The following is a 14,815-nucleotide window of genomic DNA, read 5'->3' as shown; positions in this document are numbered from 1 at the left end:
TCCCCGCGGCACGGGGCCCCCCCCCGCCCGTTAACCCCGGGCCCTATCCCGGCCCCCCCCCGGGCCCCCCCCGGGGGGGGGGCCCAACGCCCGCGCGGCGCCTTCCGGGACCGGTCCCGGAAGGCGCCGCGCGGATCAACGCGAACCGGGACTCACGACTTACAGCTGCGTCCGCGTCCGCTCCGTCAGTCCGTACGTCGACGCGATGGAGTTCCACAGCTTCGCGGCCTTCTCCTTCGCCGCGCTCGCCGTGCCGCTGTCCTTGTTGCCCGCCTGGCTCTCGCCCGTTCCGGCGGCCCGGTCGTCCTTGCAGCCCTTCTTGCCGGCCGCCTGGTCGGCCCAGGAGGCGTAGTGGTTGTCGGCCGACTCGGAGGCCTTCCAACCGTTGGTGAGCTGGGTCGTCAGTTCGGCGTGGTTCGGCAGCTGGTCCAGCGTGAGGGCGTCGAGCCGGGTGACCAGCTCGCCCCGCTGACCGGCCGCGTCCCGCAGATCACTGGCCGCCTGGCCGAGGTTCCTGCACGCCGTCACGTCCGCCACGGCGTTGATCACCGAGTCGCGGCTGGCATTGGCGTCCGCGAGAAGCTTGTCCAGCTCGACGGCCTGCGCCTTGGCCGTGTCGGTGGACGCCGACGCCGAGCCCCCGGCGGCGGGAGCCGTCGCCGCCACGGTCGCACTGTCGTCTCCGCTGTCGTCGCCTCCGCCGCTGCTGAGCATGGCGCCGGCACCGATGCCGAGCACGGCGATGCCGATACCGACCGCGGCGATCAAGGGGACACGCGAACCGCTGCGCCCCCCGCCACCGCCGTCGTTCGCGCCCGAACGCCGTGCGGCGGCTCGCCCGCCCGGCGCTCCTGGCGCACCCGGGGCTTGCGCGCCGTACGCGCCGGGAGCCTGCGCCCCGTACGGCGCGCGAGCCCCCTGCGGGGCCTGTGCGCCGTGCGGCGCCGACGGGTCGAACCGCGGCAACTGCTGCGTCCCCGGGGGCCCTTCAGGCTCGCTGCGGAACAGGTTGTCGAACTCGGCCGGCGGCTGCCGGTCCTCCGGCTCACCCGGACTCATCCCGTAGGACGGCCCGCTCGGCCGGGCGGGAACGGGAGCGATGTACTGCGTGGCCTGAGCGTCCGGGTACTCGGCGGGAGGCAACGGCCCTGTGCCGCCCTGCGACTGCCGCCCCAGGAACTGGGGGGCGCCGGCGTGCACCTCAGGAGGCAGCGCCCCCGGGCCCACCGGGGGGATGAACTGGGTGGCGCCCTCGTCGGGCACGGAGGGGGCGGAGTGCGCGGCGGGTGCGGGCGGGATGTGCGGTATGTACTGCGTCGCACCGTCGGCGCCGACCGAAGCGGGGGGAATGTGCGGTATGTACTGCGTCGCGCCTTCGTCGGCGACAGGCGGAAGCGGCGCACCTGCCGCCATCCCCCCGCCCACACCCTCCGGCGGCAACGGCTGCGCGGCGGACGGCAAAGGCGACGAGGGCGAGGGCGGGGCGGCACCGTATGCCGCGACGCCGTGATGACCCTCGTACGACGCGACGCCGTGATGACCTTCGTACGACGGAGTGGACGCGCCCCCGTACGACGGAGCCTGGGCGCCCCCGTACGACGCACCCTCCGGCGGCAGTGGCCCGGCCCCGGGCGCCGACTGCGGCGCGAAGCCCTGCGGCTGCTGAGCCCCCTGCGAACCCGGCAGTTCCTGATCCCCGTACCCACCAGGCCCGGGCGGTACGTCCGGCAGTGGCCGCTGCTGGGCCGGGCTGTCGCCCCAGCCCGGCCTCGGTTCCGGCGGAGCCCAGCCCTGGGACGCGTCGGGAGTGCCCCAGTCCGGGGAAGGCGGCTGGGCGGCTCCCCAGGTCTGGGTACCGTTCATCGGCGCTCCCCAGCCCTGGTCCGGCTGCGGGTCGGGCGCGGCCTGCTGCTCGGGACCCCACGGCCGGTCCCAGGCCTGGCCGCCCGCCGGGATCGTACGGTCGCCCGTCGTACCTGGCAGCAGCGGCGCACCGCCGTCGGAGGGCAGCACGATGCCTTCGCGCGCGGGTCGCGGCGAGGGGTCTTCGCCCTGTCCACTCTGCGTCACCGGGACTCCTACGAATGGGGGACCTTCGGAATCATCGGCTCACGCTACCGGGTCCCCACAACCCGGTGCCACGCAGCACGGAATGAGACTTCCACCCCTGTGACCGCGGTAACAAAACCGCTCCCTTTCTGCTGTATGTTCCCCTCCCCGCAACTCCCTTGATCGTTTCCTCTGCGTTCACGCCCCGGATCGGCGAGCGTTCACGCCGCCGCCTGCAACTCCATCCGCGCCCCGAACTCCCGTACCACCGACTCGTCCTGATACGGCTCCAGGCGCTGCTGGAAGTCCTCCAGGTACTCGGCGCCCCGGTTGGAGCGCAGCGTGCCGAGCAACTCGACGGCGCGCAGCCCGGTGTGGCACGCCTGCTCGATCTCGCGCTGCTGGACCTGCGCGGTGGCCAGCAGTACGTAGCCGATCGCGCGCCGCCGGGCCTTCGACTCGGGAAGCCCGGCAAGAGACTCCTCCGCGCAGCGCGCGGCTGCCTCCGCCTGTCCGAGGTCCCGATGGCAGTGCGCCAACTCGTCGGCCAGATAGGCCTCGTCGAAGTGCACGATCCATGCCGGATCGTCCCCGGCGGCCGAGTCGGCCGCCCCCAGGGCACTGAGGGCCCGTCCCGACGCCGCCTGGGCGGCGCGCGCATCACCCAGTAGCGCGTGCCCGCGCGCCTCAGCGGCGTGGAACATCGACTCCGCGCGCGGAGTCACCCGCCCTCGCGCCCCCTCCTGCGCCGCACGCGCCAACTGCGCGATCTCACGCGGGTTTCCGAGCTGAGCCGCCAGGTGACTCATGGACGCGGCCAGTACGTAACCGCCGTATCCCCGGTCCCCGGCCGCCTGGGCGAGCCGCAGCGCCTGGATGTAGTAGCGCTGGGCCAGGCCCGGCTGGCCGGTGTCGATGGCCATGTAGCCCGCGAGTTCCGTCAACCGGGCCACCGCGGCGAACAGTTCGCGCCCGACCGCCTCCCGGTAGGAGCCCGCGAGCAGCCCGGAGACCACGCTGTTCAGATAGTGGACGACGACCGGGCGTACATGCCCGCTGCCGTACTGGTGGTCCAGGTCCACCAGCGCCTGCGTCATCGCACGGACCGCCTCGACATCCGAGACCCCGACCCGCGGGCCGGCCGAACGCGCCACCTGCGAGTCCGGCGAGGAGATCAGCCAGTCGCGGCTGGGCTCGACGAGCGCGGAGGCGGCGACGGACGAGCCGGAGAGGAAGTCCCTGCGGCCGACATCACTGCGCCACAGCTCGCAGACCTGCTCGATGGCTCCCAGTACGGTCGGCGAGAACTGGAGACCGACGCCGGACGCGAGGTTCTTGCCGTTCGCCATGCCGATCTCGTCGATCGTGACCGTACGCCCCAGCTTGCGGCCGAGCGCCTCGGCGATGATCGCCGGAGCCCGTCCACGCGGCTGCTGTCCACGCAGCCAGCGCGCCACGGACGTCTTGTCGTACCGCAGGTCGAGACCGTGCTCCGCGCCGCACATGTTGACCCTGCGGGCCAGCCCGGCGTTCGAGCAACCGGCTTCCTGGATGAGCGCCTGCAGTCGTTCGTTCGGCTGCCGCGCGACGAGCGGCCTTGCGGCCATTGGCGTACCCCCTGTGACTGTGCTGCGGTGCCTGCCCGCGCACCGAGTTGACGTGTCCTCAGCGGCCGAACTCAGGAAGGGAACAACGAAAGAAGCAGAACCAGCGAAGGAACAGGAACAACGAAAGAACTCGGCCATGAAGATCAATGCCCCGCAGACACAGTGAAGATGCGAGACATGTGAGGATTGCCGGGGTAAAGGCGGTGCCCAGCCCCTCACGTGGTTACCCAGCCCCCGCCGCCCTTCCCCCTGCGCGCCCCCACCCGTGCATCCATGCGCCCCACATGCGGAATCGATGCCCCTCCCCCGCGCGCGCGTCCCCCGTAACCCGAGGTGGACGCGGGAGTTGTGTTCCACGTGGACGAGACCATCGCAGGCACCGAGACCGCCCAGATCCCCCAGCAGCGCGGCGAATCACTACAGGACACCGCCGTGCGCTATGCCGAGGAGCGCCACTGGGACGTGTTCCCCGGCACCTGGCTGGAAGCCGTCGACGGGGTGCATCACTGCTCCTGCGGCGAGGCGGCGTGCCCCACGCCCGGCGCGCACCCGACGCGTGAGGACTGGGCGACGCAGGCCACCGGCAGTGCGACCGTCGCGCGCCGGCTGTGGGCCAAGCACCCCACGGCGTCGATCCTGCTGCCCACCGGGCGTACGTTCGACGCGATCGACGTGCCCGAAACCGCCGGGTTCCTCGCCCTCGCCCGGATGGAACGCATGGAGCTGACCCTCGGGCCCGTCACCTGCACCCCGGACCGGCGCATGCACTTCTTCGTACTTCCGGGTGCCGCCGCGAAGGTCCCCGACCTGGTGCGGAAGGCGGGCTGGCCGCCCGCGTCCCTCGACCTGGTCACCCTGGGCGAGGGAGCGTATGTCGCGGCGCCGCCTACACGGTTCGGGTCGCGGGGGGCGGTGCAGTGGGCCTGCCGGCCCACGCCCGCGAACCGGTGGCTGCCCGATGCGGAGGAGTTGATCTCGCCGCTCGCCTACGCCTGCGGGCGAGAAGGGCGCCGATAGCTCCCGCAGGTCGGTCTTCGGCCGCGGGTCCGCTGAGGCTGCTCGCGCCCCGCGGCGGAGCCGCATGAAGGCAGAGCCCCGCGCCCCCAACAAGCGGCTGGCTGCCCCTTAGGGTGCTCCCATGACCCAGGGAGCAGAGGCCGCAGTCGTGCCCGCCGTACGCGTGCGGGGGCTCTGGAAGCGGTTCGGGGAGCAGATCGCTGTCGCCGGGATCGATCTGGAGCTGCCGGCGGGGCAGTTCATCGGGCTCGTCGGGCCGAACGGAGCCGGGAAGACCACCACCCTCTCGATGGCGACCGGGCTGCTCAGGCCCGACCAGGGCACCGTCGAGGTCGTCGGGCGCGACGTGTGGCGCGACCCGGCGGAGGTGAAGGCGCGGATCGGCGTCCTGCCCGAGGGGCTCCGGCTCTTCGAGCGCCTCTCCGGGCGCGAACTCCTCGGCTACACCGGCCGCTTGCGGGGCCTGCCGGGCGCCGAGGTCGACAAACGCGCCACCCAGCTCCTCGACGTACTCGACCTCGCGGGCGCCCAGCACAAACTCGTCGTCGACTACTCCACGGGCATGCGCAAGAAGATCGGCCTGGCCTGCGCCCTCCTCCACAACCCCGAAGTCCTCTTCCTCGACGAACCGTTCGAGGGCGTCGACCCGGTCTCCGCGCAGATCATCCGCGGCGTCCTGGAGCGGTACACCGGATCGGGCGCCACCGTCGTCTTCTCCTCCCACGTCATGGAGCTGGTCGAGTCGCTGTGCGACTGGGTCGCCGTCATGGCCGCGGGGCGGATCCGCGCACACGGCCCGCTCGCGGACGTACGCGGCAGCGCCCCCTCCCTCCAACAGGCCTTCCTGGAACTCGTCGGCGCGAACGGCCGCGCCGCCGGCGCCGACCTGGACTGGCTGGGCGGCGGCGCACGATGAGCGCGAAGACCGGTGCCCCCGCCGCCTCGATCACCAATGCCGGTGTCCCCGCCGCGTCGATCACCCCCGTCGTCGTACGCCTGAAGCTGTCGCTCCTGCGCAACGGGCTGCGGCAGTCGGCCGGACGACGGGCGGCGTACGTCGCCTCCGCCGTCCTGGTCCTCCTCTTCGCCGCCCTCCAACTGCTCGGCCTGATCGCCCTGCGCGGCAACGCACACGCCACCGCCCTCGCCGTACTGCTCGTGGCGCTCCTGGCGCTCGGCTGGGCCGTGATGCCGCTGTTCTTCGCCAGCGGCGACGAGACGCTCGACCCGACCCGTCTGGTGATGCTGCCGCTGCGGCCACGCCCGCTGGTACGGGCGCTGCTCGCGGCCTCACTCGTCGGTATCGGGCCGCTGTTCACGCTGTGCCTGCTCGTCGGATCCGTGATCGCGGTGGCGCACGGTACGGCGGCGTACGTCACCGGCGTCGTCGCCGTGGTCCTCGGGCTCCTGGTCTGCGTGGCCCTCGCACGCGCCGTCGCCGCCGCCAACATCCGCCTGCTGACCAGCCGCAGGGGCCGCGACCTCGCGGTGCTGAGCGGCCTGGTCATCGCGGTCGGCGCACAGGTGGTCAACTTCGGTGCGCAGCGGCTCAACTCGTCCGGCGGGCTCTCGGAGCTCCACGCACTGGGCGATGTGCTGAGCTGGCTGCCGCCCGCCTCCGCGATCGGCGCGGTGCACTCGGTGAGCGAGGGGTCGTACGGGATCGGGGTCGTCCAACTTGCCTTGAGCGCGGCCGCGTTGGCGGGGCTGCTGACGCTCTGGACCCACCACCTGACCCGACTGATGACCTCACCGGACGGGTCGACCCTCCAGGCGGCCGAGCCTGCGGCGCGGGAACGGGGATCCTCGGGCCGGAGCCGACTGCTGCCGGCCGGCCGCACCGGGACCGTCATGGAACGCAGCCTGCGGTACGTGTGGCGCGACCCGAAGACCAAGGCGGCCTGGGTGACCTCACTCGCCATCGGGCTGATCGTGCCCGTGTTCAACGCCCTCCAGGGCACCGGCTCCATCTACTTCGCCTGCTTCGCCGCCGGAATGCTCGGGATCCAGATGTACAACCAGTTCGGGCAGGACACGTCCGCATTCTGGCTGGTCGCGATGACGATCTCGTCCACGCGCGACGCATACGTCGAACTGCGCGGGCGCGCGCTGGCACTGCTGCTCATCACCCTCCCGTACGCGACCCTCGTGACCGTCCTGACGACCGCGCTGCTCGACGACTGGCCCAGACTGCCCGAGGCACTCGGCCTCTCCTTCGCCCTGCTCGGCGCGATGCTGGCGACCGGCGCGTGGTCGTCGGCCCGCTTCCCCTACTCGATACCCCAGGAGGGCTACAAGAACGTGGCCCCCGGGCAGGCCGGGCTCGCCTGGATCGCGATCTTCGGCGGAATGGTCGCGGCGGCCCTGCTGTGCGCCCCCGTCATCGCCCTGACGATCTGGCTGAACGTGTCCGCGGACGGGAACGAGTGGACCTGGCTGCTGCTGCCGTTCGGCGCCGTCTACGGGGCCCTGATCACGGCGGCAGGGCTGCGGATGGCGGCGCCGCGGACGGCCGGGCGGCTGCCGGAGATCCTGACGGCGGTCAGCAAGGGCTGACCGCCGGAGGTCAAGGAGCAGCGGTGGATACCGGCTAGCCGGTGAGGACCCCGTCCAGGAACGGTTCGATCGCCCCGCGCCAGGCGTCCGGCTGGTCGTAGTGCACGAGGTGGCCCGCGTCGGCCACCTCCGCGTACTGGCCGTTCGGCAGGACCCGCACCATCTCCTGGGACTCGGCCCGGCCGAGCTCGCCGTCGAGACCCCGTACGACCAGGGCGGGGCACCTGACCTGGGCGAGTTCCTCCCAGTGGGCGTCGTACACCCAGGTCTGGCGGGACTTGAGCATCTGCGCGGGTTCGAAGACCGGGCGCCAGCCGTCGCCGGACTCGTGCATCACCTCGGCGTAGAACTCGCCGCGGGACGGGTTGGGGCGCTCCACCCAGGGGTCGTCCTCGCCGAACCACTTGCGTACGTCGGCGAGCGTGGCGAAGGGGGCGGGCCAGGCCTTGAACCAGTCCTCCCACTCGCGCTGCGAGGCGGCGCCCAGCGCCGACGCGCGCATGTCGCAGATGATCAGGCCGCAGACGAGATCGGGGCGCTTGGCGGCGAGCTGCCAGGCGGTCAGCGCGCCCATGGCGTGGCCGATGAGGACGGCCGGGGCGAGGCCGAGCTGTTCGAGAGCGGCCTCGGCGTCCTCGACGTATGCCTCGCGGGTGTAGGCGGCCTCGGGCGGCTTGTCGCTCTGGCCGTGGCCCCGCTGGTCGAGGGCGACGGCGCGGTGCCGTTCGGAGAGCCAGCGGGCGGTCGAGGCCCAGTGGGAGGCACGGCCCATGAGGCCGTGCAGTAAGAGCACGCCGGGCGCGCGGGGGACATCCTCGGGCCCGGCTCCGATCCCGATCCCGGCCGGGGTCTCGGCCGCGGTCCCGGCCGCGGTCCCGGCCGCGGTCTCAGTCCCGGCTCCGATCCCGACCGCGTTCCCGGTCCCGGCTCCGACCCCGGCCGCGGTCTCAGTCCCGGCCCCGGACCCGGTCCCGGACCCGGACCCGATCTCGGACCTGGGAGGGGCGATCCTGGGAAGGCCGGTCCTGGGAAGGCCGGTCCTGGAGGGATCCGCCTTGGGCTTGGGAGGATCGGCGAACTCCCAGGCGGCCAGGCGTACGCCCCCCGCTCCCGTCACGTCGATGCGCCGCACCACAGGTAATGGCACCCCCCTAGCTCGCTCGGACCGCCTCGCTCCCGCTCGAGCCGACCGGTCCACTCGTACCGATTCCTACCGCTGTCGTACCGCTGCTCCTGCTGCTTCTACTGCCCGCCGGCACTGGATTGCCGCCCGGCTGGTGCTGATTGTTACCGGTTGCCGCTGACTGCTGATGTACGTGTACCCCTGGTACCGCGCCTACGCCGTCACGTTATCGAATGAGGATTCGAGAACACCCTTCTCGGGCGCAACACCCCTCATTCGAGTGACTGGCCTCAAGGATTGACCGCCGCCACCAAGGGGAGATCTTCAACGGGGGGCGGGCCGCTCGGGGAAGCCGGTCCGAAGGGAATGACCCTGGGAGCTCGGGGCTCCGGGTCAGCACAGGGGAGGACAGGCCCCGGCGCCATGCGGTGCCGGGGCCCTCTCCACATCTACGGCACATCCTTCCGCCCCCTCCCCGACCGCGCACCGTCGCTCTCGGACACGGTCAAGAGCCCTCAGGTCATATGCCTCACGCGACAGCCTCGCACGCAAATGGTCCCAGCGCTGCGGTTCCGCGCACTGAATCTTGGTTTCGGTGAGGTCACGCGGGCATCACAACTGCCTCTGTGGCCGCGGTAGTTGACACGCCCATGCCGGGCGGCGAACTCCGGGTGCCGCGGCGCGCGCCCTGCGCCAGGCACCTCAGCACTCTGCGCCAAACCCTTCAGCGCTCGGCGGCAAGCACGTCAGCGCTCGGCAACAAGCACGTCAGCGGTTGGCGGCGAGCACCTCTGCGCTCGGCAACAAGCACGTCAGCGGTTGGCGGCGAGCACCTCAGCGCTCGGCAACGAACACGTCAGCGCTCGGCGACAAGCACCTCTGCGCTCAACAACGAACACGTCAGCGCTCGGCGACAAGCACCTCTGCGCTCAGCAACAAGCACCTCAGCGCTTGGCGACGAACACGTGGGAGGCGACTTCCGCCTCCAGCTCCGCGGCCTCGCCGCCACTGCCCACCAGGACCCCGCCCGCGGACTCCGTCACGCTCACGACAGAGCCGGGCTGCACGCCTGCCCGCCGCAGCGTGTACATCAACTGCGCGTCCGTCTGGATCGGCTCGCCGATACGCCGTACGACCACGGTCTTGCCGTCGACACCCGGGTCAAGATCCGCCAGCGACACCATGCCCTCGTCCAGGAACGGATCGGCGCTGTCCTTCTCGCCCAGCTCCTCCAGACCCGGAATCGGGTTGCCGTACGGCGACTCCGTCGGGTGGCGCAGAAGCTCCAGCACCCGGCGCTCCACCGCCTCGCTCATCACGTGCTCCCAGCGACACGCCTCGGCGTGCACCTGCTCCCACTCCAGACCGATCACGTCGACGAGGAGACACTCCGCGAGCCGGTGCTTGCGCATCACACGCGTGGCGAGCTGCCGCCCCTCGCCGGTGAGCTCCAGATGCCGGTCGCTGGCCACCGCCACCAGACCGTCGCGCTCCATCCGCGCCACCGTCTGGCTGACCGTCGGCCCGCTCTGGTCCAGCCGCTCCGCGATCCGGGCGCGCATGGGGACGACGCCTTCCTCCTCCAGCTCGAGGATGGTGCGGAGATACATCTCCGTGGTGTCGATCAGTCCGGACATGTGTGCCCCTCGATTAGCTTGCCGGAGGCTCGGTGGCTCACCGGCTTGTGCGCTGGCCCTGGACTCAATTCTGACGCATACCACTGACAAGCGTGCCTCGCCGGTGGAACGACCTGATTTCAAGTGCCTACGAGCACCTCCGGGCGGCACGGGCCCGGAGGCGAAAACTCCGCATCCGGAGGCGAGAACCCGGTATCCGGAGGCGGCGACCCGTATACCGGGGCGAGACCCGTATACCGGGGGCGAAAACCTCATATAAAAGCCCCTCGCCATACTGCCGACCGTATTGCCCGCCGTATCCCCTGCCGTATTGACAGCGCGCTGGTCCAGACCGCACCGTGATCCGCGACGCGTCGACGCCGACGCGACCTCGCGCGACTTCGAAGGGTCTCAGCCGATGAGCGAAGGCAAGCTGGCCGGGCAGTTCTTCGACGCCGCCATCGGCCTGCTCCAGCAGGTACGGGACGAGGACGCCGGCGAGATCGAGGCGGCCGGAACACTGATCGCCGACACCGTCGCCGCCGGCGGACGCCTCTTCGCGTTCGGCGCCGGACACTCCTCGCTCGCCGCCCAGGACGTCGTCTACCGCGCGGGCGGCCTCGCCCTGATGAACCTGCTCGTCGTACCCGGCGTCGTGGGCGTCGACGTCATGCCGGCGACCCTGGGCTCGGCCCTGGAACGCGTCGACGGTCTGGCGAGCGTCGTCCTGGAATCCAGCCCCGCCCGCTCCGGCGACCTCCTCGTGATCATCTCCCTCTCCGGCCGCAACGCGCTCCCCGTCGAGATGGCCATGAGCGCCCGCACCCTCGGCCTCAAGGTCATCGGCGTGACCTCCGTCGCGTACACCACGGAGACGAAGTCCCGGCACACCTCAGGCACGTACCTCAAGGACCACTGCGACATCGTCCTCGACTCCAGGATCCCGGTCGGCGACGCCGAACTCACCGTGGACACCATCGAGGCGCCCTTCGCCCCCGCCTCCACGGTCGTCACCTCGGCCCTCCTCCAGGCCGTCATGGCCACCGCGGCAGGCGCCCTGGCCGACCGCGGCATCGAGCCCCCGCTGCTGCGCTCGGGCAACGTCGACGGCGGCCACGAGTGGAACAACCAGGTGATGACGCAGTACCGGGACCGGATCTTCTACCAGCACTGAACCGACGGCGGCATCCCGGGAAGCCCCCGCCGTTCAGGCACGGCCCGCCCGACCCCGCAGATCCTCCAGATCCAGCGCCATGGCGATCCGTACGGCCACGTCCTCGGCGTACGTCGCGTCCGTGCGCTCGAACTGGCTGCGCCCCGCGCCCCGCAGAAACGTCACGACGCCCAGCGTCCGCCCCCGGCTGCGCAACACCGCGCACAGCGCGTGCACCGAATCCGGCGGCCACTGCCGCGTCACGGCCCACTCACGCGCGCGCGTGGGCTCCGTCTCCCGCGCACTCGCCCGCACCGAGCCGACCCGCTCCACGCACTGCAACGCCGGATGCCCGTCCGCGTACCGCACCGGCAGCCCGGCCTTGCCGCCCGGCATGCTCGGCCCGGGCGCCCCGGAGGGCGTGGCGACGGCCCGTACGAGCCGCACGGGCCCTTCGCCGTCCCCCACCGAGCCCCCCGCCACCCGGTCGACCAACGCATGATCGGCGAACCCGGCGAGCGAGAAATCCAGATGTACGGTGGCCGCCTCGCCGGGGTCCTCGCACTCCGCCGCCGCCCGCGCCGCCCGGTGCAACTGGTTGGCCCGGAACCGCAGCAGCGACGCCTCCTGCTCGGTCTGCTTGGCCTCGGTCACGTCCAGGAAGAGCCACCCCACGCCCAGCGGGACGGGTTCCTCGGTGAGCGGCGAGGCGAGGCGCAGGAAACCGCTCCGCCAGCACCGCCGCGTCTCGCCCTCCTGCGTCCGCACGCTCACCCACATCTCGGCGGGAGCAGGCGGCGCACCCTCGGCCAGCACATGTGTGAGCGCGCTCTCCAGTTCCTCGACGCCCTGGGACAGCAACTCCCCCAGCGGCCGCCCGAGCACCGCCGTACGCCCGATCCCGAGCGCCCGGGCCGCGTGTGCGTTGACGACGGCGGGGCGCAGATCCGCGTCCACGAGGACCACACCCCAGCTGGCGTCCTCGAACAACGCCTCACTCAGGGCGATGGACCGCTCCAGATCGATCTGCGCGTGCACCTCGCTGAAGGCGCAGTACACCCCTGCGGGCTTCCCGTCGGGCCCGCGCACGGCAGCCGACTGGGTCCGTACGAGCACCCGCCCGCCGTCCTTGGTCAGCAACGCGAACTCGTTCACCTGCCGGCCGGGTGCCTCCATGGCGGACAGCAGCCGCCCCTCGACCTCTGCCGCGTCGGCGGTCCGCACGGCCCACCCGGCGAACCCCTGCCGCCCCACGGCCTCGGCGGCCGTCCAGCCCAGAATCCGCTCGGCCTCACGATTCCAGTGCGTCACGACGCCATCGGCGTCAAAGGCACACAGCGCCGCGTCCATCCCATCCAGCAGCGCGGCAAGAAGATCCGAACCATCCCGCTCGGGCTCATCCGGCCCCAGCTCATCGGTGGTCCCACTACGCCGGGAAGCACTCACCTGGACCCCCTGCAGGCTGCGTCCACACGTACGACGCGACAGTTCGCTCACTCACCCCCCATTCAACTCGAACGTGACCCAGCCCACACCTGCTTCCCCAAAGATTGGACGAAATCGTTGTACACCGCATTCCCGCGCCACCTGCTCCTGAGCTGCGGCTGCCGGGGTGGCCCAGATAGCACCAAGATCGGCTGCGCGTTCGGGGAATTGGATTGATTCGCACGGATGGGCGTTTTCACGCCGCAGTCATGAACACGACCCGCTGGCGGCTCACAGCGGCACTGGAACACCTGGGCAGACCAGTCCACACATGGTCGGGCGGCCGCACCAAGTGGAACCGCATGGCTATGGGGCTCAACAAGACTCACACCTTGGATGCCCTGTCCGTCGGATGCCTGAATCACGAGGACGGCGAAGCCATCGTCCGGTTGCCGGAAGAAGTCCTCGTCGCCAAAGCCACCGGGCGCGGCTCACACGCCCGCACCACTCCAGACCGGTTCGGGTTCCCCCGCCTCAGCCGGGCCCGGGTGAAGCAGCACTTCGGGTATGTCACTGGAGATCTCGTACGTGCCAACGTGCCCTCCGGCAAGTGGACAGGCATATGGACGGGGCGTATCTCCGTACGAGCCAGGGGGCAGCACAGTCTCACAACACCGGCGGGCCGCTTCAACGTCTCCCACTGGAACCTACGACTCGTACAGCGGGGCGACGGATACGGATACTCCACCCGGCGAGAACTCCTGCCACAACCTTTTCGAAAAACCGGTTGAGCCGCGATCGATCGGTTCCTAAAGTGGGCCGCACGCTAAGGAAAAGGAGGTGATCCGGTAGATGTATGACAACCGGACAAGCGAGGTGGCTGCGGGCTAGTAGCCCGTCACCACACCCAGTGCGGTGCCGGACCAGCGCGTGAACCGTGCGTGCAGCCGGCCCAATCTCCAGCAGTCACCCGACCCGCGGGCTCGCCGGTACGTCCGGCCGGCTCCTTCGCCTCAGGCGGAGGGACCAGAGCTCGCGGGTCGCCTGCGTTCCGCGGTCATCACGCCGGGCTGCTGGCTCCCGCGTGATGACCGGCGGCGTACGGCGTCGGGCTCAGTGCGAGATGTCCTCGTAGCCCTGGATCTCCTGGGGGCCGCGGGTGCTGGGGCCGATGTAGCGGGCGGAGGGGCGGACGAGTCGGCCCGTGCGTTTCTGCTCCAGGATGTGGGCGGACCAGCCGGCGGTGCGGGCGCAGGTGAACATCGAGGTGAACATGTGCGCCGGGACCTCGGCGAAGTCGAGGACGATGGCGGCCCAGAACTCGACGTTCGTCGCCAGGACGCGGTCCGGGCGGCGGGAGTGGAGTTCGGCGAGGGCGGCCTTCTCCAGGGCTTCGGCGATCTCGAAGCGGGGGGCACCGAGGTCGCGGGCGGTGCGGCGGAGCACGCGCGCGCGTGGGTCCTCGGCGCGGTAGACGCGGTGGCCGAAGCCCATGAGTCGTTCGCCCTTGTCGAGGGCCTGCCTGACGTACCCGTCGGCGTCGCCGGTGCGTTCGATCTCCTCGATCATGCCGAGGACGCGGGAGGGTGCGCCGCCGTGCAGCGGTCCCGACATGGCGCCGACGGCTCCGGAGAGGGCCGCGGCCACGTCCGCGCCGGTGGAGGCGATGACGCGGGCGGTGAAGGTGGAGGCGTTCATGCCGTGTTCGGCGGCGGAGGTCCAGTAGGCGTCGACGGCTGCCACGTGTTTGGGGTCCGGTTCGCCGCGCCAGCGGATCATGAAGCGCTCGACGACGGACTGTGCCTTGTCGATCTCGCGCTGCGGGACCATGGCGTTGCCCTGGCCGCGGGCGGACTGGGCGACGTAGGACAGCGCCATGACGGCGGCGCGGGCGAGGTCGTCGCGAGCCTGCTGCTCGTCGATGTCGAGGAGGGGGCGCAGGCCCCACACGGGGGCGAGCATCGCCAGCGCGGACTGTACGTCGACGCGGATGTCGCCGGAGTGGACGGGGATCGGGAACGGCTCGGCGGGCGGCAGTCCGGGGTTGAAGGCTCCGTCGACCAGGAGTCCCCAGACGTTTCCGAAGGAGACGTGACCGACCAGATCCTCGATGTCGACGCCTCGGTACCGGAGAGCGCCGCCCTCCTTGTCCGGTTCGGCGATCTCCGTCTCGAAAGCGACGACTCCCTCGAGTCCGGGTACGAAGTCGGACATCAGGCGGCTCCTCATGATGTGTGCGACGAGTGTTTTGGTGTGCGACGAATGCTTT

The 14,815-nt window shown here is 71.3% G+C and carries 10 protein-coding genes; 4 read left to right on the top strand and 6 right to left on the bottom strand.

Translation table 11 applies throughout. From position 1 onward, the window contains the following. Window positions 1-159: 159 nt before the first annotated feature. A complete protein-coding gene (locus ACIPC1_RS27875; RefSeq protein ID WP_402521641.1) occupies window positions 160-2,070 on the bottom strand; it encodes a hypothetical protein in 1,911 nt (636 codons plus the stop codon). A 200-nt stretch (window positions 2,071-2,270) separates the two neighbouring features. After that, the gene (locus ACIPC1_RS27870) at window positions 2,271-3,656 is read right to left on the bottom strand and encodes a transcriptional regulator (protein WP_402521639.1); all 1,386 of its coding nucleotides are present in this window, start codon (window positions 3,654-3,656) and stop codon (window positions 2,271-2,273) included. A 348-nt stretch (window positions 3,657-4,004) separates the two neighbouring features. Between ACIPC1_RS27870 and ACIPC1_RS27865 the strand changes: the two genes are divergently transcribed. The 3 genes from ACIPC1_RS27865 (at window position 4,005) to ACIPC1_RS27855 (ending at window position 7,229) form a co-directional block, all read left to right on the top strand. Next, window positions 4,005-4,673 (top strand): bifunctional DNA primase/polymerase, encoded by a 669-nt coding sequence (locus ACIPC1_RS27865; RefSeq protein WP_384390505.1) that lies wholly within the window; start codon window positions 4,005-4,007, stop codon window positions 4,671-4,673. A gap of 121 nt (window positions 4,674-4,794) precedes the next feature. Beyond that, window positions 4,795-5,589, top strand: coding sequence for an ABC transporter ATP-binding protein (locus ACIPC1_RS27860; RefSeq protein ID WP_402521636.1), 795 nt, complete (start codon window positions 4,795-4,797; stop codon window positions 5,587-5,589). Beyond that, the gene (locus ACIPC1_RS27855; RefSeq protein ID WP_402521633.1) at window positions 5,586-7,229 is read left to right on the top strand and encodes a transporter; all 1,644 of its coding nucleotides are present in this window, start codon (window positions 5,586-5,588) and stop codon (window positions 7,227-7,229) included. Before ACIPC1_RS27860 ends, ACIPC1_RS27855 begins: the two co-directional genes overlap by 4 nt. Before the next feature lie 34 nt (window positions 7,230-7,263). On the opposite strand, the gene ACIPC1_RS27850 is transcribed toward ACIPC1_RS27855, so the two are convergent. Beyond that, window positions 7,264-8,364, bottom strand: a complete 1,101-nt coding sequence (locus tag ACIPC1_RS27850; protein ID WP_402521630.1) for an alpha/beta fold hydrolase — start codon at window positions 8,362-8,364, stop codon at window positions 7,264-7,266. A gap of 932 nt (window positions 8,365-9,296) precedes the next feature. Next, a complete protein-coding gene (locus tag ACIPC1_RS27845) occupies window positions 9,297-9,989 on the bottom strand; it encodes a metal-dependent transcriptional regulator (RefSeq protein WP_402521627.1) in 693 nt (230 codons plus the stop codon). Between the two features lie 397 nt (window positions 9,990-10,386). Between ACIPC1_RS27845 and ACIPC1_RS27840 the strand changes: the two genes are divergently transcribed. Beyond that, entirely contained in the window at window positions 10,387-11,142 is a 756-nt protein-coding gene (locus ACIPC1_RS27840; protein WP_402521624.1) for an SIS domain-containing protein, read from the top strand. A gap of 33 nt (window positions 11,143-11,175) precedes the next feature. On the opposite strand, the gene ACIPC1_RS27835 is transcribed toward ACIPC1_RS27840, so the two are convergent. Further along, the gene (locus ACIPC1_RS27835) at window positions 11,176-12,567 is read right to left on the bottom strand and encodes a PAS domain-containing protein (RefSeq protein ID WP_402521621.1); all 1,392 of its coding nucleotides are present in this window, start codon (window positions 12,565-12,567) and stop codon (window positions 11,176-11,178) included. A gap of 1,092 nt (window positions 12,568-13,659) precedes the next feature. Further along, window positions 13,660-14,760 (bottom strand): citrate synthase 2, encoded by a 1,101-nt coding sequence (locus tag ACIPC1_RS27830; RefSeq protein WP_402521619.1) that lies wholly within the window; start codon window positions 14,758-14,760, stop codon window positions 13,660-13,662. Window positions 14,761-14,815: the final 55 nt, after the last annotated feature.

Origin of the sequence: Streptomyces sp. NPDC087263 (genome assembly GCF_044744645.1) — a bacterium.
Taxonomy (GTDB): domain Bacteria; phylum Actinomycetota; class Actinomycetes; order Streptomycetales; family Streptomycetaceae; genus Streptomyces.
The sequence above is the reverse complement of the archived record's forward strand: the minus strand, read 5'-3'. Positions and strand labels throughout refer to the sequence as shown.